The following is a 23894-nucleotide window of genomic DNA, read 5'->3' as shown; positions in this document are numbered from 1 at the left end:
CCGAACAAGTCATAACACTTTATTGTCTTGTTGATAGTGATTATCAATTAGATTTACGTGGCTGTCAACACTCAATTGAAAATAATTCTCATTTCTTTGTGTTTGTTTTTTAAACTTCCGTAATACAATGTATTAGCACTAAAGTTAGGCTGTAAATTACGTGCAATAAAAACTATGCTGGGGCTATAACAATTAAAATAATCACATGCGATGTTCTCAATTTGGTCAATAAGCCTTCTTGCAATTGTATATCTGGCAATTTTATTTGCGGTTGCAGGCTGGGCTGATAAAAGAAAAGTATTGCCTTTTAAAGGCTTAACCTATGGTTTATCACTTGGGGTGTATTGCACCTCTTGGGCGTTTTTTGGTACCACAGCACAAGCTGCATACAATGGCTGGTGGTTGGCTCCGACCTATGCCGGTACTATTTTGTTATTCATTTTTGGCTGGCAAGTTTATTGCCGCATAGCGCATATTTGTCGGCAGCAAAAAATAACCTCAATGGCAGATTTTATTGCGACCCGATATGGTCAGTCGTCGAGTTTGTCTGGGCTCATTTCATTGATTTCAGTGATTGCCATTGTGCCCTATATCTCTTTACAGCTGAGTGCAACGGCACAAAGTATCAACTTACTTACCGATCGTGCTGCCACACAAAGCCATGAAGTATGGGCCGATAGCACTTTTTACATCACGATTGTATTGGCACTATTTGCTATTTTATTCGGCGCGAGGCGGCTAAAGCCCAGCGAACATAATCCAGGTTTGATAGCCAGTATTGCCTTTGAGTCTGTGGTTAAGTTGTTGGCGTTTTTAGCGGTGGGTTTGTATGTGTGTTTTGCACTATTTGATAGCCCAGTGGCGCTGTTTGAAAAAGCGCATGACCTAAATATTGATCAGCAAGTGGCGGCCACACAAAGTCCAACCTATGTGTATGTTGCTCATACTTTGCTTGGTATTTTGGCGACCTTATGTTTGCCAAGACAATTCCACATGAGCTTTATCGAAAAAAATAACGATAAAGAGCTGGCCTCGGCGCGTTGGCTATTTCCGATTTACCTCTTACTTATTAACCTGTTTATTCTACCGATTGCATACGCCGGATTAATTTACTTTCAAGGTCAAGAAGTCGGCTACGACACCTTTGTATTGGCTTTACCCATGGCGGCTGATGATGCTTTTGTGGCGTTATTAGCCTTTTTAGGCGGCTTTTCAGCGGCAACCAGTATGGTGATTGTGTCATCAATTGTGCTTTCAGTGATGATCACTAATGACTTTATTAACCAATTTATTTTACGCCGCTCGCAACTTACATCGAGTAGTCGCGGGCTTGATAAAAATAACCTTTTACATGCGCGTAAAATCGTTATCGTATTGATTCTATTGCTTAGTTACTTCACTCACCGAGTGCTGGGCGAAAGTACAACCCTTGCCAATGTGGGTTTGATGTCGTTCACCTTAGTCGCGCAATTTTCGCCGGCCATGATCATAGGCTTATGGTGGCGACAAGCATCCTGTCGCGGTGCGCAATTGGGGATTTTAAGCGGTTTTATTATTTGGGGTTATACACTTTTACTACCGAATATCGCCGGAGGTTTAGGAAGCGATAGCTTATGGCTTGTGAATGGACCGTGGGGAATAAGCTGGTTAGCACCAACCGACTTATTCTCATTAGGCATGGAAAGCATTAGCCAAGCTTTATTGCTATCGCTAGGTGCGAACTGTTTAGTGTATTTCTTAGTACCGTTATTTAGTCGAGCAACCTTAGCTGAACGCTTACAGAGTAATAAGTTTGTTTCGCAGCTGAATGATTCGAAGGTAAGCAATCATCTACAGCCTTTGAGCTACCATGACCTAGGTGCACTATTGCAACGATTTGCCGAAAAAGAAGCGGCACAGTCTTTGGTAAATCATTACTTTCCGGATGATAAAAGTAAGTGGAAGCGCCCTGCCAATGTCGAGTTAGAGCTATTAGTTGAGCGCGAGATGTCTGCGGTGATCGGCGGCGCATCGGCACGGCTTATTTTAGATGTGGCGAAAAATGAGCAGCGCCAGCCTCTAGAGCAGGTTGCTGAGTTTGTGGATGAAGCAAGCCAAGTACTTAAATTTAATCGTGACTTACTGCAATCAACAATCGAAAACATTCAACAAGGGATCAGTGTAGTTGATAGTGAGCTGCGCTTGGTAGCTTGGAACCAAGGCTACAAAAACATGTTCGCCTACCCAGATGATGCGCTTTACATAGGCCGCCCGGTTGCCGACATTATTCGTTTTAATGCCGAGCGCGGCTTATTTAGCGGTGAGAGCATGACCAGCGAAGTCGAAAAACGCTTAGCCTATTTACGCCAAGGCAGCGCTTATAAATACCAGCGCTCGCACAATGATGGCCGGGTGTTTGAAATGCAAGGTAACCCACTGCCCGGTGGTGGCTTTGTAACAACCTATACCGACATCACCGAGTTCGTAAAACAACAAAAAGCGTTAACCGAAGCAAATGTTAGCCTTGAAGAAAAAGTCGCAGCACGCACCTTGGCATTGACTCAAGCAAACCAAGAGTTGTCGATGGCAAAGCAAGTGGCGGAACAAGCAACGGTCAGTAAAACGCGCTTTTTTGCCGCTGCCAGCCATGATTTACTGCAACCTTTCAATGCTGCGAGTTTGTTTTGTTCTTTAATGAATGAAAAAGCCCAAGACACCGAACTTAAAGAGCTGGCGATGAATATTAAGAATTCATTAGGCAGCGCCGAAGAGTTGTTATCGAGTATTTTAGAGTTAACCAAGCTCGATTCAGGCTCGTTTAAAGTACAAATGAGCGAGTTTGCTGCCAGCTCGTTGGTTGAGCCACTGCGTAATGACTACGAAGCCCTTGCCCGTGAAAAAGGCTTAAAGTTTATTATTGAAACCTGTGATGTGCGCCTGCATACCGACAAAGCGCTGTTACGCCGAGTACTACGTAACCTTTTGAGTAATGCGATTCGTTATACCGAGCAAGGTGAAGTACGCTTGAAAATGCAGTACGACGATGACCATGTATCCTTTATTGTTGAAGACACAGGGATTGGTATTGCATCGAGCGATCAACAAACTATTTTCCAAGAGTTTAAACAGCTTGGTGCAAAACCAAGCGCCGAGGGGTTAGGCTTAGGGTTGGCAATCACTAAACGTATATGTGACTTACTTAAAATTCCGCTAGTGATGGGGTCTGAACTTGGTAAAGGCACGCAATTTACCCTAACTCTGCCTTGTAAAGTGAGTACTGCGCCAGCGCAAGCGAAAGGCGCTGAGGCATCACAAGAAACCGAGCTGGGGCAATTGCGTATTTGGTTGCTTGATAACGACCGCAACGTGTTAGAGGCACTAAAGCAGCTACTCGAAAATTGGGGCTGTGAAATCTCAACAGCCACAAACTTAGTGGAGCTTGAGCAGTTAAAGGCAAGCCAAGCCCTGCCGCAATTGTTGATTATTGATTATCAGCTTGATGATGGGGTAACGGGACTTGAAGTGATTGAGCAAGCGGCACTAACACGCTTACCAGCCATCGTTAATACTGCGAATCATGATGAAGGCATACGCGAGTTAGTGCTCGATGCGGGCTATCCATTGCTTTATAAGCCTCTGAAAGCGCCCGCCTTAAAACGCATGATTAAGCGACTGACTTAATCTGCGTTTTGCTCAGTTGCTGGGGTATTGGCTTTAATTAAGCGCTCTACCTCAGCGACAAACTTCTTATCTAAGTCATCTTCATGGCTCAAAAATAACAGCATTTCATCACCATTGTGGTCAATGACAGTTACCGTGGTGGTTAGTAGGGCGCTTTTAGCATAATCAACGTTGAGCTCTTTAATGTCACTAAAGCGGCGTTGATCTTTTTCGAGCACACCTTGCTCATTTTCCCAGTAACTAAAAATGGTGTTTTCTGTGATGCCGTTTCCATCAGTTTTAAAATCGAAAAATGCGTCACTATAAAAATAGTGCACATTCTCGTTGGCAGGAATAATTTCTTTTCTTTTTAGAAAGTTAACTTGATAGGACCAAAGCTTATCGCCGGTTACTATGGTTGAGCTTGGCAACAAATATAGCTCATAAATCAAGCCATAAAATAACCAAGGCAACATGAATATCGAAATGATAACCTGCCTCGCTCGCCACTGAGAGTGGTACTCAAGAGCCTGTTCTGGTTGCTTGAGGTTTTGAATGTAATTAACCAGTGGCAACCATAGAATAGGTATAACTAAAAACAGCCAAGTACCGTATTCCCAGTTATAGCTTACGACTTCAGCAATGATAATCGCCAGCCATAACACGAACCCAACCGCAACGGGCATGATCTTATTTTTGCCAAAGGTTTGCTCGCTGTGCTTGCAAAGTTCAAGTAACAACGGAATAAAAAACAGAGGTGCGAATATCCCTCGAGCAATAGGCATAATGTGGCTTTGTTGTTGCTCTTTTATCGCTTTCCAGTTGCGATAGCTCCAGTAGTGAATGAATATTCCTAAGCTCAATAAGCTGTAAATAACAAACTTACTGTTACTGACAGGGTAGAACTGTTGCTCAGCAAAAACTGGGCGGTTACTTGCTTCTATACGCCAAGCCGCGATGAAAAAGATGATTGCCGCCAAGTAACTTAAAATAAAAACGCTATACCAGTTGGTTTCGTCATCCGCTGGTGTGGTTGTTGAGCTATTTGTGCCGTATTTAATGATGCCGAAATGGGTCGCGTTATTGAGTTTTTTGCGCTCGCTTAGGTAATGGTCTATTTGATCGGCTGGGATGTGATCCTGCTTAGCGCTGTAATCAAAGTATAAGGTCAACACCGAGTCTTTAAATGTCACGCGTTTTTCGAAATGAAAAAATGGGTTGTCGATCGTGACCTGCTCATCATCAAACTGCCAATTAGTATCCGTAAACGTAACCTTTATGGTTGTTTCGATATTATTAGGGTAACGAAACCACATTGGTGCATTGTTACGCTCTCGCTGTTCTGGCTTATAAACTGAGTTTTGAATTTCACTGGCGTAAAAGTCGTTTTGAAAATCATTACCCTCAGGTCGCCAAAAGTTATCAATAGTATAGTGCTCATTGGTAATTAGCTGACCGGTGTCTTCTGGAGATTCAACCAGCATAGGTTTGACTGTTTTTAAGCCCTTGTAGGTATCTTGATAATATTCGCGGTAATCATCTTCTATGCTTTTTAAGCTGTTTTTAGCGATTGAACTACGGCGGTTAATTGCTTCAAAGTCGCCGTATTTATATTGAGTTGAAAAACTAACTGGCTCATTAATACCTTCTGGGATCTGATAATTATCAAAAACCTGAACGCGTTTTAGGGCAGGTTCTGTGAACATATCTGTAAAGCCTGTTTCACCTTGCTTTATTATTAACGCGACATCGTAGTTCGGTTGAGCTAAATGTGCTAAATCGCCGCGCTGATACGAAATGGTTGGATCAAGCCAATAGCGCTTACCTTGGTGCTCTAAGGTGACAATCACATGGTCAAACAAGCTAGGAGAGACCGGTAAGCTGGCAGTACGTTTCCTGTCTTCGGTGTTAACTAAAGCTGGATGAGCCTCTACGCCGAGCGCTTTAAGTAAAGAAATGAGCAAGACGGTTTTGTCTTTACAGTCGCCATAGCGCAGTGCCAAGGTTTCTGATGCAGGAGTAGGCTGGTGCGAGTTGGTGCCCATTTCTAGGCCTAAATAACGTACTTCGTCTTGGCTAAAGCGCAGGGCTGCAACAATTTGAGACTCTAAATCGGTATGTTGAAACTTAATTTGACGGGCAATTGTTTCAATAGCAGGGCTTACTTCGATGGCCGATTGGTATAAAGGTAACGACCAATTGATCACCTCTTGCCAATTATTTACTTCAGAGAAATACACTTCTTTGTAAGGTGAATACCAATGCGGTACTTCGCTTGCGGAGCGAATTGTCGGCTCATTGTGTTGGCTAATTTGGTAGTCAAAACCCGTATCTAGCTTGGTTTTAGTAACTGGTGACTCGCCATTCATAAAGTTGATATATAAGGGCGTAGGCTTTTGCCACTTTACCCGCATAAATTGCTGCACTATCGGCACCGACCAGTTCAGTGTGCGCATGGTGCTGAAGTGTTGATAAACAGGATTACTCCCCGAAATCGTATAGCTGTAATCTAAAATATCCATGACCCGCATATCATCAATAATGACATTTAGGCTTAAGGTGCCATTGTATATACGACTTGCTAAGTCAGTCTCGCGTTGTAACACCTGTAGCTCGGCACTATTTAGTTTATCTATATATTGGCCGTCACGAATGATGCCTAAACTATTGAGCGTAAGAGATTGATAATTTGGGTCAAAATCAATATTCAGCTGGCTAATATAATCAACCCCAGACTGATTGACTGCTTGCATTACAGTACGATTAAAGCGTTGCTGTGGGGCTTGCTCAGATACCTGAAGCTGAGTGTCGAGCATCAGGTAGAAAGTCCCGTCTCGTATTTGGTCTCGAGGAATCTCAGGGGTGAGTAACTTATGTTGTTTTACCCAGTTAGCTGCGGGTGCAACCTGATACTCTTCAGCGGCTGCAAAGCAGCTCACAAAGAATAAAAAAACAGCCAGTACCTTAAGTTGTAAGTGCATCCATTTCATTGTTATTTTCTAATTACGTTTAGTTTTATATGACAAATTACTGAATTTCACGGCATGAGCCAAATAAAATTCAATATAAATGCTTCTTTTTAGGTCCAATGCTCAATAAGCGCTAATTTTCAGTGCTTTCTTTATCAGGTAAGTCTTTTATTTCAACGCGACTATTTACTTCATAGTATTTTTGCGTGATTTTTTTCAAAATCTCGCGGCGTAATGTGCTTACGGTGCCAGCTTTAGTTAAGTGGTTACCATAGGTCGTAAATGTTTTATCCCAGCCCAGTGCCACAATACTAGGATCGACAACAACAGCATTACCTCCACCATAAGCAACATCGGTACCTAAAATATCGGTAATATCGTAATTATCGAGACTAAAAGAGAGGTTTTGCACAACTTGGTCTTTATCTGGTTCTTGAATAACTAATGATTGAAGATGGTCAGCTAAGTCTTCTTCAAAGTTAGGGAAATAGTTTTTCTTTTCAAGGTATAACGAAGAAACACGTGTGCTATGAGTATCAATAACACTGCCTCGATTTGAATTTACAAATTGCACTGCATTGTTAGTCAGGGCGGTAAATACATTTTTCGCTGTATATGGGTAGTTAAGTAAATTTGGGCTACCAATATAACCACGGTAATAGCCATATATTAATAGCGGGTCATTGTTAAATAGCGGTGCAACAATGTTGTACTCTATATCGTTCAATGAATATTGATTACCGTTAAAGTTAAAGCGTGGCTTATCAAAAAAACTTGGCTCTTCGTTTATTAGCTTAGATAAGTTTTTTACTGGGTACTGCTGGACTAACTCATTGAGTACCGTCACGTTATAAAGATTGAACCAGTAAGCGAGCAGTTCAGACTTTGGCAAGTTACTCAAGTTAATCTTATTTGGCAGGTCGGCCATATTTTTTTGTATGACCTGCAAGGCTTGCCTCATTTTGGGATTGTCTTTATATGAATCATAATAAAAGCGGTTTGCTTCTGTTGCTGTTGAAGGTTTAGGGCTGGATGATAAATGTGTACCAATTGTCGTGGTGTGTGAGGTGATGCGGTAGCGGTCAGACATGCCTAAATCAATGACCGAAGCACTTAATATTTGCCCATAGCCAGTGTAATCAAGAGTGATTGTGGAGTTTTCATCATATTGATGAAATTGGCTAAATTTTTCTTGGTTAATTGCTGTAATGGCTGTTTTATTAATAGGAGCCGTTGAATTACAGGCCGTTACCAAAATAAGTGATGTTGTTAATGTGGTGGTCTTTATAGCGCTTTTCATTTTTACCACCTTCCTTAGTACAAAAAACAAACATATTACTTTTGCTTTAAATTGGCAATATCCAGGTAATTAACACAGAAAAAACAAGACTTAAAGTTGGCTATTGCGGTTTTGCTAAGTGTTTTAGTTGGGTATTTAAGGGAGTATTAAAGCGGCTTATAGCGAGCCGCTTTAGGGTTATATTATTTATCTTCAGACTCTTTAGCTGGTAAGTCTTTTATTTCAACGCGAGTATTTGCTTCATAGTATTTTTGCGTGATTTTTTGCAAAATCTCGCGGCGTAACGGGCTTACATGGCCGACTTCTTTAGTTAAGTTTTCACCATAAGCAACAAAATTAGTATCAAAGCCATCTGCTACTATACTCGGATCGGCGACAGTCGCGTTACCTCCACCATATTCAACATCGGTACCTAGAATGTCGGTAATGTCGTAGTTATCGATACTAAAAGAGAGGTTTTGTACAACTTGGTCTTTATCTGGCTCTTGAATTACTAACGATTGAAGGTGGTCAGCTAAATCTTCTTCAAAGTTAGGAAAATAGTTTTTCTTTTCAAGGTATAAAGAAGAAACACGAGTGCTATGGTTACCTATCACACTACCACGATTTGAATTAACAAACTGCACTGCATTGGTGGTTAGGGCTGCAAACACATTTTTTGCTGTATATGGGTGGTCAAGCAAATTTGGGCTGCCAATGTAGCCACGGTAGTAGCCATATATTAATAGCGGGTCATTGTTAAATAGCGGTGCAACGATGTTGTACTCAATGTCGTTTAATGAATACTGGTTACCGTTAAAGTTAAAGCGTGGCTTATCAAAAAAGCTTGGCTCTTCATTTAATAACTTGGTCAGGTTCTTAACAGGGTACTGCTGCACTAACTCATTGAGTACCGTCACGTTATAAAGATTGAGCCAGTAAGCGAGTAACTCTGATTTTGGTAAGTTACTTAAATTAATTTTGTTTGGCAGGTCGGCCATATTTTCTTGCACTATTTGCAAGTCTTGCTTCATCTGAGGATTCTTTTTGTACGAATCATAATAAAAGCGGTTTGCTTCTGTTGCAGTCGACGGTTTTGGGTTCGACGACAACCGGGTGCCAATTTTGGTTGTGTTTTGTGAAATGCGATAGCGGTCTGACATACCTAAATCAATCACCGAGGCATTTAATATTTGCCCGTAGTCAGTGTACTCAAGGGTGATATTTGATTTTTCATCGTACTGATGAAATTGGCTAAATTTTTCTTGGTTTATGGCTGTCGTTGCTGTTTTATTAATAGGAGTCGTTGAATTACAGGCTGTAACTAGAATAAGTGATGTTGCTAATACGATGGGTTTTATAGCGTTTTTCATTTTTATAACCTTCCGTAGTTTAAAAAATAAACATAGCGTGGTTTTTCTGAAAGCGCAACAATCTGTTGTTTTTGTGAATTTTATTAAAAAATAAGCGTATAGTAGAAGAAATAAAAATAAAAAGGACAACTCATGGAAGAAGCAAAACAACAAAACCAAATCGAAACACCAGAAGCTAAAAGCTCCGTAAATGATGACTTAGTTGGCATAAAAGGTTGGCTCATTCTTGTGGCGATAGGTGTGGTGATCAGCCCTTTTAGAGTATTTATCGAATCAATTAATACCTTTAAACCCATTTTCACTACCGAGATGTGGCAACGTTTAACGTCGCAATTCGGTGATATGTATCATCCGCTTTGGGAGCCTTTACTAATCATTGAAATGGTGTTTAATGCAGCATTATTTTTAGCTTCGCTTTATTTAATTGTGTTGTTTTTTAAGCATAAGAAAGCGTTTGTAAGTTGGTACTTAGCGATATTATTTGGTGGATTAGCGTTTATTGCTATCGATGCCTACGCGGTTAGTTTAATTGTGCCCGATGTCGATGTGTTCGACGATGAAGTTAGAACTATGATTATCAGAGGCCTTATTCAAGCTGTGATCTGGGGACCTTACATGCTGTTATCTAAGCGTGTGAAAGCCACATTTGTAAAATAAGTTAGCTGGGCACAGTAATTGTAGCTTGCGTGCCTTGCTGGGGTTTTGAGTTTATTGATAATTCAAAGCCTTGGTTGCGCACAAGTTCTCGGGTTATCACAAGCCCTATACCTGTGCCATTTGCCTTGGTTGAGTAAAATGGTACGAACAAGTTATCGGGGTTTTGAATACCACAACCTTGGTCGCTAATTGCAATATTTAAGTTATCACCTTGTCTTGACCAAGTGAGGCTAGGGGCAGAATTGCTGCCAGCTTCAAAAGCATTTTTTATCAAGTTGATTAACGCTTGTTCTAGCTGACCTAGGTCGGCATTAAAATGTAACTCTTCGCTGCTATTTATTACTAGTTCAGGAAAGATAGCGCTTAAGCGAGTGTTTAATTGCTCGCTACTGATTACCTGTTTTTGTGCGGGTGGTAGCTTGGCAAACGCACTGTAACTGGCCACAAAATCAAGCAAGTGTTGAGCGCGTTTTTCTATTACTTGCAGCATATCTTGGGCGAGATCATCGTGACTGCTAATTTGCCCTTGGCGCTTAAGGGTTTGCAATGATTGACTCATCGAATAAATCGGCGTGAGTGAGTTACGCACTTCATGATTTAACACTCGAATTAACCGTTGCCAAACAAGTTGTTCGTTATCGCGAAGCTGTTGCTCAATTGAAAAGAAGGTTAGTAATTCAAAGTTTCTGCCGGTCCGCCAAAAAGTCTGCGATGAGATTTGAAAGCGTTGTTTAAACAGCGAGTCACTATTTTGTTGCCATTCGCCATCATGCAGAGCAATGCCTAAGTCGCTGGCCGATTTACCTTCAATTTGGCGATGACTAATACTGTTTATAAACGCCTTATTACTAAAGTAAATTAAGCCATGGGGGTCTAGTATAACGATGGGTAAGTCCAGCATGCTGGCAAACTCAAAAACAAACTCTTCTGTTTGCATATAATGGCGTTTGTTCTTGGCTATTTTATTGCTGAGCTTGGCAAAATCTTGCTTAAGCGCTGCGACTCGTCCACTTTGATAAGACGCTAAATGCCAACTATTACTTTCGTCATTTGCCAGTGCATCTAGTTGCAGACCAAAGCGTTCAACCACATCGGTGATCGTACGGTAGCTTTTAATTAAAGCAAAAGCGCTTATCCCGATAAACGGCAATAATAGGCTGATACTGGCAAACCAATCTAGTTTTAAGCTGAGCGAAAGGGCAATACCAAGCGTTAATAGCACCGCTACAAGCATATAAAAATAGCGTCGAATACGCTGCTCTAACGACAGCTTGTTACTCATTTAGCGTTCTACTTCTTTTAAATCGAGCTGATGTTTATCAATGCGACGATAAATTGCCGATTTGCTTAACCCTAAAAATTCTCCTGCGGCGATAACATTGCCATTAAATTGCAGCAGTGCTTTTTGAATCATCTGTTTTTCAAGCTCTTCAAGGGGCAATAGTGGCAAAGCCTGTTCGGCATTGCTATTTGTTTGCTCGCAACTTGGTTGATCTAAAATGAGGTCATTGGCTTGAATATTGTTGTTATCGCTCATGATCACCGCGCGTTCAATACAATGGCTTAGCTCACGAATATTACCAGGCCAACTGTAATTTTTTAGCGCCTTTAGGGCATCATCACTGAGCGCCATATTCGCTCGTTGATATTTTTTACCATGCACCAACAATAAGTGTTCTGCCAAGGGGGCGATGTCGTCTTTTCTGTCACGAAGCGGTGGAATGTGCAGTTCAATGGTATTGAGTCTAAATAATAAATCACGGCGGAACTCACCCTGCTCAATGGCCGTAGCTAATTCACTATTGGTAGCAGAAATAATGCGAACATCGGCGGTTTTGGTTTGGCTTGAGCCTAGCACTTCAAATTCTTTGCTTTCTAGCACACGGAGCATTTTACTTTGTAGCTCAAGGCTTAAAGTCGCAATTTCATCTAAAAATAAGGTGCCGCCTTCGGCAATTTCAAAACGCCCTAGGCGGTCTTCTTTGGCATCAGTAAAAGAGCCTTTCTTATGGCCAAATAATTCGCTTTCGAATAGCGTCGGGGCAATGGCGCCAACATTCACGCTTACATAGCGTTTATCAGCTCTGAGCGAGTGCTGGTGGATATAATGTGCCAATAAGCTTTTTCCAGTGCCATTTTCGCCGGTAATTAAAATGCTGGCATCGGTTTTAGCTGCGCGCTCAGCTTTGGCAAGCAACAGCTGCATGACTTCTGATTGAGCTATGTAATGTGCTTGTGTGTCACTGGTAAGCGCCTTTAAGCAAGCATTGTCGTGATTACTTTGCTTGAGCTTGAGTTGTTGTCGCACAACGGCGGTTAAGCGTAAGTTATTCCATGGCTTTTCAACAAAGTCGACAGCCCCTAATTGCATGGCTTTAACGGCAACATCAATGCTGGCCCACGCGGTCATGACAATGACAGGTATGGTCGAACCTAATTGATTTAGTTGCTTTAAAAAGCGTAATCCCTCTTCACCTGAGGTCGTGTCGAGCTTGTAGTTCATATCGAGCAAAATCAGGCTAATGTGCTCGGTTTTTAATAACTCAAGCGCATGTTCAGGGCCTTCGGCCTCATGGCAGTGTAAGCCTAATTGTTGTAATGCAACAGTAGCAGCCAGACGTACATCAGCTTGATCGTCTATGACTAAGATTTTGTCCATGATGTTTTCTTATTATCCTGTTGAGGTGGCTTAAATTTAAGCCACCATTTTGTGCTGTTAATCGTTACGTAGTGCAGCCATAGGTTTTGCTTTAAGCAGCAAAACCAAAGGTCTAAAGCAAGCGAATAGCGCAATACATAAGGTAATACTCCAAGCGAGTAATTGCAGTCTTACATCAAGTATCAGCCAAGACATTAGCTGTCCTTGTAACATGTAAAAACCCACTATTACCGCGGCGAGAGCAACCGCAAAACCAATGAGCACAGGGATAATAGCTTCAACACTCATCAGCTTGAATAAGCGTGCTTTTTTCGCACCTAATGCCATACGAATACCAAACTCATAGCGGCGCAGACCTAGGTTGTAGCTCAGTACCCCAAAAATACCGATTGCTGCTAATAATAGAGTAAATAGCGCTAAGGTACTACACAGAACCACGGTCAGTCGGCTCATATACAGTAAATTGTCGTACTCTTGTTGCAGGTCATTAAATTGCCACATGGTTAAGTCGCTGTTCTTTTCTTTTAGCGTATTAAGTATTTGTTTATTAGTCAGCTTAACGCCTTCAGAAGCTTTGATAGTAAACATGTAGCTATACGGTGTTGCTGGCCACCAAATGTGACGACCAAACGACTCATCGTAGTATTTAGGGTGATTAAAATCTTCGGTTACACCCACCACTTCATACATCTTTTCTTCTAAACCTTGGTAGCTCTTGCCGATGATATTTCGATAGTCTTGGCTTGGTAATAAGTTCTCTGCCACGCTAACTGATACCAGTATCTCGTTGGTTTCGCCACGTATAGCTTGTTCGCTAAAGGTGCGGCCAGCGAGAATTTTGGTGTTAACTAACGCAAAGTAATCAGGCCCTACCCACTGACTAGGGAAGAAAATTGAGCTTTTACCGTTTACATCTGTCAGGGTGTTGGCATTTTGTCTTTGCGAAACAGGGCTGTGACCCAGGGCAACATCATCAATGCCTTGGCTATCAAGCAAAACCTGCTTGTATTGCAGCATATGTTCGTAGCGCTCCGCCAATGACATTTGATTATTTGGCTGGAACAGGTTGGCAAAATACAGGTTTTCGGTATCACTGCCGAGTGGGCGGTTAATCGTGCCCATGGCTTTACTCACTACCATCACCGAAAAGCTAACAAGCAGCGCGGCAACAAACATTTGTGAGCCAATTAAAATACGCACTGTACGGCCAGATACCTGCGAAACTCCGCCTTTACCACTGTTCTGCATTTGCGTATTTAGGGTTTTGTAATTTACCAAACGCGCTGTAATTACAGAGAAAATATAAGCAAGAGCAATACAAAGTATGATGGCAACAATGACCAACGTGCTATCAACCGCCAAGCTGTTAACCAGTGGTAATCGTCCTTCTGCCAATACTTTAAATAAACGTATGCCCCATACCGATAAAAACAGCGCAATGCTTACCGATAAGGTCATTAAAATCAGTGATTGTAAAAAGATACTTTTAAATAACGTGCTGCGCTTAGCGCCTAACACCGCCTGCAAGGCGAGGGTTTTATGTTGAGCAAGAGCGCGTGAGAAAAACAAAGTGCTTACATTAAGTACTGCAATAATCAGTAGCCCTACTGCACCGGCTAACATCATTAAGCTTAAGTCATCGTTATTACCCAGCTCAACGTCACGATAAGGAGTTACTTCAGGTTTTACATCGGTGATCCCCCCGTTGTTTAGCCACTCTGATTTAACCGTATCAATTTGCTGTTTTAAATCGACTTTAACTTGATCTATGGTGACCCCAGGCTTTAAAACGGCAATCAGTTTTAGGTTTTTAAAAGTGTTTGTCCACGGGCTTTGCCAATCATCATTGTGAAAGAAACGGCGGTCAGCACTTGATGGAAACCATACTTCAACATCGCTTGCTTTAAACATGTAAGGAGGGCTGAATGAGTCATCAACAACACCGACGATACGGTGAACATAATCGGTTTCACCCGCCATGACTGAGAGTGTTTTACCAATAATGTTCGGGTCGCTGTTGTAATGCTTGCGCCAAAAATTGGCAGATATAACGACCCGATCATCAGGAGTTTCCAGCGTTTCTCCAAGGTCAAAACCTTGTCCCATTAAAAATGGCGTGTTTAATAAGTCAAAATAGTTGCCGCCAACATACAGCACTGGTTCTTTCGGTTCGCCATCTAGGTTTGCAAAGATTTGCTCACCTGCATTGATCATCATACTTTGTTCAAAGCTTTGATTATGCTTAAGCCAATGCACCATCGACTGATAGCTTTGAAAGCCGGTGGCATCGTAGTCATCATAAGTAAGTGATTGCTCAACCACCACCATGCGGCTTTCATCGTACACATCAAGGGGCTTTAAAAAGTAGCTGTTAACAAGGCTAAGCACTACAAACAAGGTGGCAAGTGTTAAAGCAAGCGTTGCGATAACCGCAGTGACAAAGCCCGGTGCATTCATTAATGATGCCCACGCTAAGCTCAGTTGGGCGCGTGTTTTGGTTAATTTCATTACATCACCTCGGCGCTTTCGAGTACTTGCTCAGCAGTGTCGCTGCTAGGTGCTTGGCGAGCTTCTGAGTAGGAAACAATTTCACCATCTAGCAATTTAAGTTGCGTTTTAGCACGTCCGGCATAACGTAAGTCATGGGTTACCATACAAATGGTGGTGCCTTTTTTATTCAGCTCATCAAGCAAGTCCATGACGGCATCACCATTTTTTGAATCTAAGTTACCAGTTGGCTCATCCACCAATAAAATGCTTGGCTTGCCAGCCAGTGCGCGGGCAATAGCAATACGCTGTTGCTGACCACCAGATAATTGATTTGGTTTGTGCTGAGAGCGGTGGCCCATTTCAACTTCATCAAGGGCCTGTTTTACCGCAAGCTCAATTTCGCTCGGGCTCATGGCTGGCTCTCGATAAGTGAGCGGCAGTGCTACGTTGTCAAACACCGATAATTCATCAATTAGGTTAAACGACTGAAATATAAAACCAATGTGAAGGTTTCTAAGTTCAGCTTGCTGATCCATATCAAGGGTTTTTGTGTCGACTTCTTTAATGAAATAGTCGCCAGCAGTTGGGCTATCGAGTAAGCCTAATAATGACAGCAGCGTCGATTTACCACAGCCAGATGGGCCGCTAATGCAGATATAGTCACCTTGGTTAATATTCAGGCTGATGTCTTTTAATGCATAGGTTTCAACATTTTGGCCGCGATAAACTTTGGCGATTTTGTTTAATGAGATAAGCGTATTGGTTTTCATAAACTGTCCTGTTCGATTTTTATTGTTGCCAAATGCTGCCATTTAGAAAGGTCTGAAATGATCAGCTGTTCGCCCACGGTGGCACCGCTCAAAAGTTGAATTTGATTGTCACTGAGTGTACCAAATTCGATATTGGTTGGCGTTGCTAACTGGGTGTTTGGATTAAGTTTAAATAGCGTGGCTTCGCTATTTGCTTGTGCTTTTTGCGGCACGTTAATGGTTAACGCATTGGGAATAATGTTGCTAACCACATAGCCTTCAATGCTTAAATCGGGTCGAGCATTAGCAGGCAGTGTGCCTTGTAAATCAAGTTCGATAATAACTCGACCATCGGTAACGATAGGGTCAATTCGGGTGACTTTGGCATCAACTTCACTGTGGTCTGCTTGGCTAAAGGTGTTTACTTTCGCTGCCATATTGAGTGCCACTTTTTCGGCATCTGCTTGCTTAACGCTTAGCTCTGCTTTGAGTGCTTTGTTTGATCCAACCACCGCAAGGCGGGTACCGGGCACGAGATTTTGGCCAAGTTCAACATTCAACTCTTGCAGCATGCCATCGATACCTGCCGTTATTTGCAGCTGATCAAAAGCCTGTTGCTCAACTTGATAATTAAGCTCAAATTGGCTTAATAGTTCTTGCTGTATTTTGCTACGTTGTAAGTGCATTTCTTTAAGCTGTGCAAGGCGTTGCTGCTCGATACTTACGCGCTCTGTAAGCTGTGCAACGTTTAGCATGCTTCGTTTGTAATCGAGGCTTGAAACAATCCCTTGCTCGATCAGTTTGCTTTCAGCATCGACTCTAAGCTCTGCACTTTGCAGCTCACTTTTTAATATGGCGAGATTTGCTTGGCGCTCAAGTAGCTCACTTTGTTGGTTAATTCTTTGCTCATTAACACTGGCTTTTTGGCGAGCAAGTTCTAACCGAGCGACCGATAAACGCTGCGCTTGCTGTGGGTTGACGAGGCTTAAAATCACAGTGTCTTTTTTAACGATAGTGCCGGGGTAAACATGGATAGCTTCGACCATTGCGGTGTCGGTATTGGTTAAATAACGTTGATACTTTGGCTTTAAACGACCAAAGCCACGTATTTTTACCACAAAATCGACTTGTTCTACGGTTGCAATTTGCAGTTGGCTTGCAGCAACTACAGTGGGTGTAGCCCATTGATAAACCATTAAAGCGCCAAGAGCCGACACGCCAATGGCTGCAGCCATAAGCCATTTTTTAGCTTTTGATTGCTGAGGTTTGCGTTTTAGTGTGCTGTCTAAGTCCATGATACTGATAAATTTAAATAATCATGGAATAGCTAAGGCGAATTTTGTGCCAAAAACTAAGGTGTTGAAAAGTAATGGCTTTTTGTTTTTTGGAACGTGAGCTTTTCCCACTACTGGGAAAGCGAGTTTTAAAACTGGGAGTGAATGCTTAAATTAGCTTTCTTCGATTTTGCCAACTTGCGAAAGCTGATTAAACAAAATGCCTGCTTGGGTGCGGTTATAAACATTGAGTTTGCGTAAAATCGCTGACACATGTTGTTTGATTGTGGTTTCTTGAATCGACATTTCAAAGGCGATTTGTTTATTCAATAAACCGTCGGCAATCATCGCTAGTACGCGGTATTGCTGTGGGGTTAGTTTTTCGAGGTTACGAGCAAATTCGCTTTGTTCGTCGTTGATCACCACATCGGTTAAATCTACTTCAGGTGGTAACCAAGTGTCGCCGTTGAGTACATGGCTAATTGCTTCACTGATGACATCTAAAGAAGATGACTTTGGAATATAGCCTGCAGCGCCAAGGCTCATCGCTTGTTTGATTATGGCGGGTGTCTCATTGGCAGAGACCATAATCACTAAGATATCAGGGTAATGGTTACGCAGTTGCGAAAGGGCTTGTAGGCCATTTGCACCTGGGATCGTAAGGTCTAAAAATATTAGTTCAATCTCAGGGTGAGCGCTTAACAGTGCAAACAAACCATCAATGTCACTGGTTTCTTTAATATGTTCTTCTGGCACTGATGTCGCGGCAGCTTGACGCAGCGCACTTCTAAATAACGGGTGATCATCGGCGATTATGGTGTTCACAGCTAAAGACATTCCCTCGATTCTCCAATGCGTTATGTTATAAGTGATTTTGCGCTTTGAAACAAGGTTTGCCTGAGGGGAAGTTTCAGACAAACCTTTCTCACACAAGGATTTAGATTCTATTTTAGAAACGGTAACCAACAGTGAAGGCTACAGTGCGAGGGTCGCCGTAGTAACCAATCAGGGTATTATCACCACCTAAACCTGGGGTGTATTTGCTGATATCAGTTGGGTCTGTTGGATCAGGTGCCACGAATTGGTAGCCACCAATCATGTACTCTTCATCCGTTAAGTTTTTACCGTAAAGACCTGCAGTCCAGTGACCATCTGTGCTGTACCAAGTGATACCCATATTAAAGATACCGTAAGCATCTTGCGTTAATAGGCTATCTTCTTCGAATAGCGCGTAGTCGCCTCTGTGGTAGTAGTTACCATTGACAACAAAGTCACCCATTTCTGTGTACATACGGTACGTTGCACCCAGGTTAAAGGTTAAATCAGGTGTGTTTGATACCGTAAAGCGATCTGATTTATCGAATGCTTCACCGGTTTCTGGGTCGTAATCAATTACGTTATCGAAGTTACTATCGATGTAACCTACTGATGCATCAAAGCTGAGTGACTCTGTTGCAACATAGTTTAGTTCAAGCTCAATACCATCTGATGTTGACTCACCAATGTTACCCAAGCGTTGATTTAGATCTGCTGCGCTATCGCCCGGTAATACAGAAATGTATTGACGGTCTTTATGGTCAAGGGTGAATAAAGTGACGTTTGCACGTAAGTTGTTGTTCCACTCACTCTTCATACCGATTTCGAATGAATCAACGATTTCTGGTTTTGCTGCTGGCTCTGCAGTGGTTGCACGTGGGTTGAAAGTACCTGACTTAAAGCCTTGCGCGTAACTAGCAAAGAACATGATGTCACGATTGTACTGGTATTCAACACCTGCACGTGGTGTGAAGCGTGACCATTCTTCTTCATCATCGAGTACTGTTGGAACCAGTTGACCTTCTGGGCGAGTGTAACCTGGTACCCAACCTGATTCTGGATAAACAATGTCAAAGATTAGGCCATTGTTAACCTGTGCTTCTTTTTTGTCTTTGGTGTAACGCGCGCCGAGTGTCATTGACCATTTATCGGTTAAATCAATTGAGCTTTGGATATACGCTGCTTTACTGTTTGAGTTACTACAGCCGCTTACTTCACGAGTCAGACCCGGGGCACCTAAGCTTTGACCTAAGATACCTAAAATAGCCTCAAATTGACCGCAAGATTCACCATCATAGTAGTAAAGGCCCGAAACCAATTTGTAGTTATCGCCTTGATGATTTAGCTGTAACTCATGAGTGGTTTGTTCATCATCGTAAATAGCAGGTACATCGAAAATTTGAATTGACGTGTTATCAAAGTCGATATTAGTCGGTGAGTAGCTCTCACGGCTTGAACCAATATATTTAATGCTAGTACGGTCAGTCATATCCCAACGAGCAGTTAGGCTATAGCCTTCTAGTTCAACTTTATTCCATGTTGGTAAGCTGGTGTAAGAGTCATACACGCTGTCTGGAACTGGTGCATCAGTAAGAATACTTGGTAGTAAACGGTAACCACCTTTTGCGTTTGATTTGTCTTCTGTTTTATCCCACGCGAAACGGAAGAATAAGTCGTCAGTCGGAGTGTATTCGAGTGTAACGCGTGCTGCTGTTACGTCTTTGTTGTAGTTTTCGCGGTCTTGGTTATCAAGAGCCGATGTTAAAAACTCGCCAAAGCCATCACGGTTAAGCGTCGCAAAACCAAAGCCAACGTAAAGTTTTTCGTCAACAATCGGTAATTGGCCAGTGATTTTTAAATCTTTCTGGTTATAGCTACCTACAGTGCCTTGAATATTTAAGGTAGCATCACCGCTCATTTCTTTGGTGACGTATTTAATCGCACCACCTATGGTATTTTTACCGTAAAGCGTCCCTTGTGGACCACGTAATACTTCGATTTGTTGCACATCAAGAAGGTCAAGCACGGCACCTTGAGGGCGAGCAAGGTAGACATCATCAATATAAATACCTACGCCTGGCTCATAGCCCCAAAGTGGATCTTGTTGACCTACACCACGAATAAACGCGGTAATTGTAGAGTTAGTGCCACGGCTTGCTTGCAGGGTGGTATTTGGCGAGAACTGCTGAACTTCGGTCATAACGACGATGCCATTTTCTGCCAGTTCTTCAGCACCCACTGAGGTTACAGCAACAGGAACTTCTTGCAGGTTTTCAACAGTTTTACGTGCTGTTACCTGAATACGTTCAAGTTCACCTTTTTTTGCTGCAGGTTCGGCTTGTTCTGCCGCTTGAGCACTGACACCTGCCAAAGCAAGTGATACAGCCAGAGTAAGTGGCGCGACTTTTGGGTTAAGCTTTATCATGTTGTATTCCTTGTTATTGTTGTCATTAGTCTTATGGCCACTCACATTGATGTTGCCGAAGACTTAATAAGATTTGCCCGTGTCACCTGTCAGTTAATGTAGAAGATAGTTGCAAAAATTGAATTAGTACCATAGTGCTATACCCGCCGCAGCCCTTTATTTATCAAGCAATTAAGCTATTTTTAAAGCAGATAGTACCTTAGTGTTATGTATTTTTTGAACGCTTAGGGTAAGACTGAAAGCATTATTCCGATGTCACCTCATCTGTGTAATAACAATAATTATAGGAATGTCTATGCTGAGCATGATAGGACTGTTAGGCGGTTTAATACTGCTGATCATTTTAACGCTGCGTGGGGTAAATTTATTTATCGCTGCGCCAATCTGTGCACTGTTAGTTGCACTTAGTAGTGGCATGGCCATTTTCCCTGTATCGGCAGATACAAACTTTATTAACGCCTATATGGATGGCTTTGCAGGCTTCTTAAGCGCATGGTTCTTTATGTTCTTACTGGGTTCTTTATTCGGTAAGTTCATGGAAGACACCGGTGCTGCTGACAGTGTTGCGAGCTACATTGTGGGTAAACTAGGTATGAAGCACGCCGTTCTTGCGGTTGTGATTGCCTGTGCAGTTTTAACCTACGGTGGCGTGAGCGTCTTTATTGTTGCGTTTTCTGTCTACCCAATGGCATTAAGTCTGTTTAAAGATGCAAACTTACCGCGCCGCTTTATTCCAGCAACGCTGGCATTTGGTTCGGTGACCTTTACCATGACTTCGGCAGGCTCGCCAGAAATTCAAAACTGGATCCCGGTTAAGCACCTTGGTACGTCACCCTATGCGGCTTGGGAAGTGAGCTTAGTGGTGGCTATATTCATGGCGACAGCAGGTTACTTTTGGTTAAACAAGATGATCAAAAAGGCCGTTGCTAACGGCGAGACCTTTGAAGCGCGTGATGATGACCCTGTCATTATTGAGCGTCGTCGTCCGCATCCAATTACGGGTGTGATCCCGCTGATCGTGGTGCTACTTTTATCATTTACGCTACATGATGTACTACAGCAAACCGCGCTTATTGTTGCCTTACTTGGTGGTGTACTGAGTATTGTGATTATTAACTTCAAGCATTTTCACGATATGGGTAACGCGATTAATGTTGGTACAACTGGCGCTTTAGTGGCAATCGGTAATACCGCTGCTGTGGTTGGCTTTGGCGCTGTGGCGAAAGTATCACCAGCATTTACCGCCGCTGTCGATGTGATGACCCATATGCCGGGGAATGAGTTGGTTGGTGCTGCGGTTGCGGTCAGTGTAATTGCTGGTTTAACTGGTTCGGCTTCTGGCGGGCAAGCTATTGCATTACCGCTTGTCGCACCGGGTTATTTAGACATGGGTGTAAACCCTGAACAACTGCACCGAGTAGTGGCAATTAGCTCTGGAGCCCTAGATACCTTGCCGCATAATGGTTATGTGGTCACAACAATACGCGCTATCTGTAAAGAAACGCATCAACGAGCGTATTGGTCAATGGCAGCGCTCACTGCGGTTATTCCGCTTATCGGTGTCGCCTTGGCACTTGGACTCTTTATTATCTTTTAAGGAACAGCAATGAAAACCAAATTAATAATTTTGCTATGGCTGGTTGTATTTAGTAGCACTGCGTTTGGCGCTGCCAACAAAGCCGACACCATGCTGGTGGAAAAACAGCATTTTACGACAAAAGATTTTACCACTGTGTCTGGTGTGACTTTAGAGCAAGTGGACATTGGCTGGGAAAGTTACGGAAAACTAAACGCCAATAAAGATAACGTGATTTTAATCACTCATTATTTCTCTGGTACTTCTCATGCCGCAGGTAAATATAAAGCGGATGATGCCCTACCGGGTTATTGGGATGCGATTATCGGCCCAGGTAAAGCTATCGATACGAATAAATATTATGTGATTAGCTCAGATACCCTAGTGAATGCCAACTGGCATGATGAAAATGTAATTACGACAGGCCCTGCATCAACTAATCCAAAAACAGGCAAACCTTATGGGTTAGATTTCCCTGTGGTTACGATTACTGACTTTGTGAATGTGCAAAAGCGCTTACTCGACAGCTTAGGTATCACTAAATTACATGCTGTGATGGGCGCATCAATGGGATCGTTTCAAGCACTTGAGTGGGCAACACGTTATCCAGATAAAGTAGAGCGTTTAATTCATGTGATTGGCGCTGCAACTATGGATGCATGGACAGTCGCGGCACTTGAAAAATGGGCGTTACCAATTCGTTTAGATAAAAACTGGCAGCAAGGTAATTACTACGGTAAAGAGCGCCCGTTAGATGGCTTAGCAGCAACCATGCTTAATATTACACAAGATGCGATGCATCCAATTATTTATAACGCGAGCTTCCCTGACTTTAATGTATTGGATGAAGGTGCGTTAAAAGATATTCGTACCTTGCCTAAGTTAAACCAAGTACTCGCTCAGCGCGCAATGGCACGAGCGAAAACGCAAGATGCCAACCATGTACTTTATTTGGTCCGGGCATCACAACTATTTACCGCTGGCATGCAAAGTGATTTAACAACGGCGCTTAAAAATGTCTCTGCCAAAACATTATTACTACCCGCAACGAACGACTTACTGCTTCGCCCTGAAAACATGCGTACAGTGTTTGACACCATGAAAGCGGCAGGTAAAGACGTTGAGATTTCAGAAATTGAAGGGGGTTGGGGACACCTTGATGGCATTTTCTCAATCGCCACGAAAGCGCAGCTTATCAGTGAGTTTTTAGAGGAGTAGCCCGATGAACAAAACAGTTTTAATTACTGGTGCAGCCAGTGGTATTGGTCTATATGTTGCCCAGCAACTGGCGATGCAAGGTCACACTATTATTGTGACTGATTTAAATCAGCAAGCAGCACAGCAAGCGGCAGCAGGCATTGTTGAGCAAGGTGGTAGCGCCGAAGGGTATGCACTTAATGTGGCAGACAGTGATGCAATAGAGCAGTTTTTTACTGAGCTTAATCAGCCAATTGATGTACTTATTAATAATGCAGGTATTCAGCACGTTGCGAAGCTTGAAGATTTTCCGGCTGATAAGTGGCAGTTCTTACAGCAAGTTATGCTCGTTGGCCCGGCGATGATGACCAAGGCAGTACTCCCTCGCATGCGTGAGCAAGATTTTGGTCGTATCATTAATATTGGCTCAATTCATGCGATGGTGGCGTCTAAATATAAGTCGGCTTATATCGCTGCAAAACATGGCTTAATCGGCTTTGCTAAAACCATGGCGCTCGAAACGGGTGATGCCAACATCACGATTAATACTGTGTGCCCAGCCTATGTAAAAACACCGCTTGTGGAGCAACAAATTGCCTCGCAAGCCAAAGAGCATGGCATTTCAGAGCAACAAGTGATCGACACAATTATGTTAGCACCGATGCCGAAAAAAGCATTTATCGGCTTAGATGAGATCCTGCATACCGTTAGCTTTTTAATGGCCGATGCAGCACGCAATATTACCGCCCAAGCAATTGCCATTGATGGCGGTTGGACTGCACAGTAGGAGG

At 42.7% G+C, this 23894-nt stretch carries 15 protein-coding genes; 5 read left to right on the top strand and 10 right to left on the bottom strand.

Translation table 11 applies throughout. From position 1 onward, the window contains the following. Positions 1–210 precede the first annotated feature (210 nt). Positions 211–3660: a PAS domain-containing hybrid sensor histidine kinase/response regulator gene (locus tag PASHI_RS15985; protein WP_062566319.1), complete on the top strand. Its 3450-nt coding sequence runs from the start codon at positions 211–213 to the stop codon at positions 3658–3660. Here PASHI_RS15985 and PASHI_RS15980 read toward each other — a convergent pair. The 3 genes from PASHI_RS15980 to PASHI_RS15970 all read right to left on the bottom strand — a co-directional run bounded on the left by PASHI_RS15980 (position 3657) and on the right by PASHI_RS15970 (position 9260). Then, positions 3657–6629, bottom strand: coding sequence for a DUF3857 domain-containing transglutaminase family protein (locus tag PASHI_RS15980; protein WP_062566318.1), 2973 nt, complete (start codon positions 6627–6629; stop codon positions 3657–3659). The genes PASHI_RS15985 and PASHI_RS15980 overlap by 4 nt on opposite strands. Before the next feature lie 112 nt (positions 6630–6741). Beyond that, entirely contained in the window at positions 6742–7908 is a 1167-nt protein-coding gene (locus PASHI_RS15975) for a DUF547 domain-containing protein (RefSeq protein WP_062566317.1), read from the bottom strand. 182 nt (positions 7909–8090) lie between these two features. Further along, complete coding sequence (locus PASHI_RS15970; RefSeq protein WP_062566316.1) at positions 8091–9260, bottom strand: DUF547 domain-containing protein; 1170 nt, start codon at positions 9258–9260, stop codon at positions 8091–8093. Between the two features lie 132 nt (positions 9261–9392). On the opposite strand from PASHI_RS15970, the gene PASHI_RS15965 reads away from it, so the two are divergent. After that, complete coding sequence (locus tag PASHI_RS15965) at positions 9393–9917, top strand: DUF2569 domain-containing protein (protein ID WP_062566315.1); 525 nt, start codon at positions 9393–9395, stop codon at positions 9915–9917. Between the two features lies 1 nt (position 9918). On the opposite strand, the gene PASHI_RS15960 is transcribed toward PASHI_RS15965, so the two are convergent. The 7 genes from PASHI_RS15960 to PASHI_RS15930 form a co-directional block, all read right to left on the bottom strand. Then, positions 9919–11199: a sensor histidine kinase gene (locus tag PASHI_RS15960; protein WP_062566314.1), complete on the bottom strand. Its 1281-nt coding sequence runs from the start codon at positions 11197–11199 to the stop codon at positions 9919–9921. After that, positions 11200–12576 (bottom strand): sigma-54-dependent transcriptional regulator, encoded by a 1377-nt coding sequence (locus PASHI_RS15955; protein ID WP_062566313.1) that lies wholly within the window; start codon positions 12574–12576, stop codon positions 11200–11202. 57 nt (positions 12577–12633) lie between these two features. Beyond that, positions 12634–15084, bottom strand: a complete 2451-nt coding sequence (locus PASHI_RS15950; protein WP_062566312.1) for an ABC transporter permease — start codon at positions 15082–15084, stop codon at positions 12634–12636. Further along, the gene (locus tag PASHI_RS15945; RefSeq protein WP_062566311.1) at positions 15084–15836 is read right to left on the bottom strand and encodes an ABC transporter ATP-binding protein; all 753 of its coding nucleotides are present in this window, start codon (positions 15834–15836) and stop codon (positions 15084–15086) included. The genes PASHI_RS15950 and PASHI_RS15945 overlap by 1 nt, the downstream gene beginning before the upstream one ends. Next, positions 15833–17110, bottom strand: coding sequence for an efflux RND transporter periplasmic adaptor subunit (locus PASHI_RS15940; protein WP_062566310.1), 1278 nt, complete (start codon positions 17108–17110; stop codon positions 15833–15835). Before PASHI_RS15940 ends, PASHI_RS15945 begins: the two co-directional genes overlap by 4 nt. A gap of 153 nt (positions 17111–17263) precedes the next feature. Beyond that, positions 17264–17926, bottom strand: a complete 663-nt coding sequence (locus PASHI_RS15935) for a response regulator transcription factor (protein WP_054552322.1) — start codon at positions 17924–17926, stop codon at positions 17264–17266. 112 nt (positions 17927–18038) lie between these two features. Next, positions 18039–20330: a TonB-dependent receptor gene (locus PASHI_RS15930; protein WP_062566309.1), complete on the bottom strand. Its 2292-nt coding sequence runs from the start codon at positions 20328–20330 to the stop codon at positions 18039–18041. Positions 20331–20625: 295 nt separating this feature from the next. Here PASHI_RS15930 and PASHI_RS15925 point away from each other — a divergent pair, with 295 nt between their 5' ends. The 3 genes from PASHI_RS15925 to PASHI_RS15915 are packed head-to-tail and all read left to right on the top strand — an operon-like array spanning position 20626 to position 23890. After that, entirely contained in the window at positions 20626–21927 is a 1302-nt protein-coding gene (locus PASHI_RS15925) for a GntP family permease (protein WP_054562937.1), read from the top strand. Between the two features lie 9 nt (positions 21928–21936). Beyond that, entirely contained in the window at positions 21937–23124 is a 1188-nt protein-coding gene (locus PASHI_RS15920) for an E22 family MetX-like putative esterase (RefSeq protein ID WP_062566308.1), read from the top strand. Between the two features lie 4 nt (positions 23125–23128). After that, the gene (locus PASHI_RS15915; protein ID WP_062566307.1) at positions 23129–23890 is read left to right on the top strand and encodes a 3-hydroxybutyrate dehydrogenase; all 762 of its coding nucleotides are present in this window, start codon (positions 23129–23131) and stop codon (positions 23888–23890) included. Positions 23891–23894 lie beyond the last annotated feature (4 nt).

Source organism: Pseudoalteromonas shioyasakiensis, assembly GCF_001550135.1.
GTDB classification, from domain to species: Bacteria; Pseudomonadota; Gammaproteobacteria; order Enterobacterales; family Alteromonadaceae; genus Pseudoalteromonas; species Pseudoalteromonas shioyasakiensis.
This window is presented reverse-complemented; position numbering and strand designations above follow the sequence as displayed.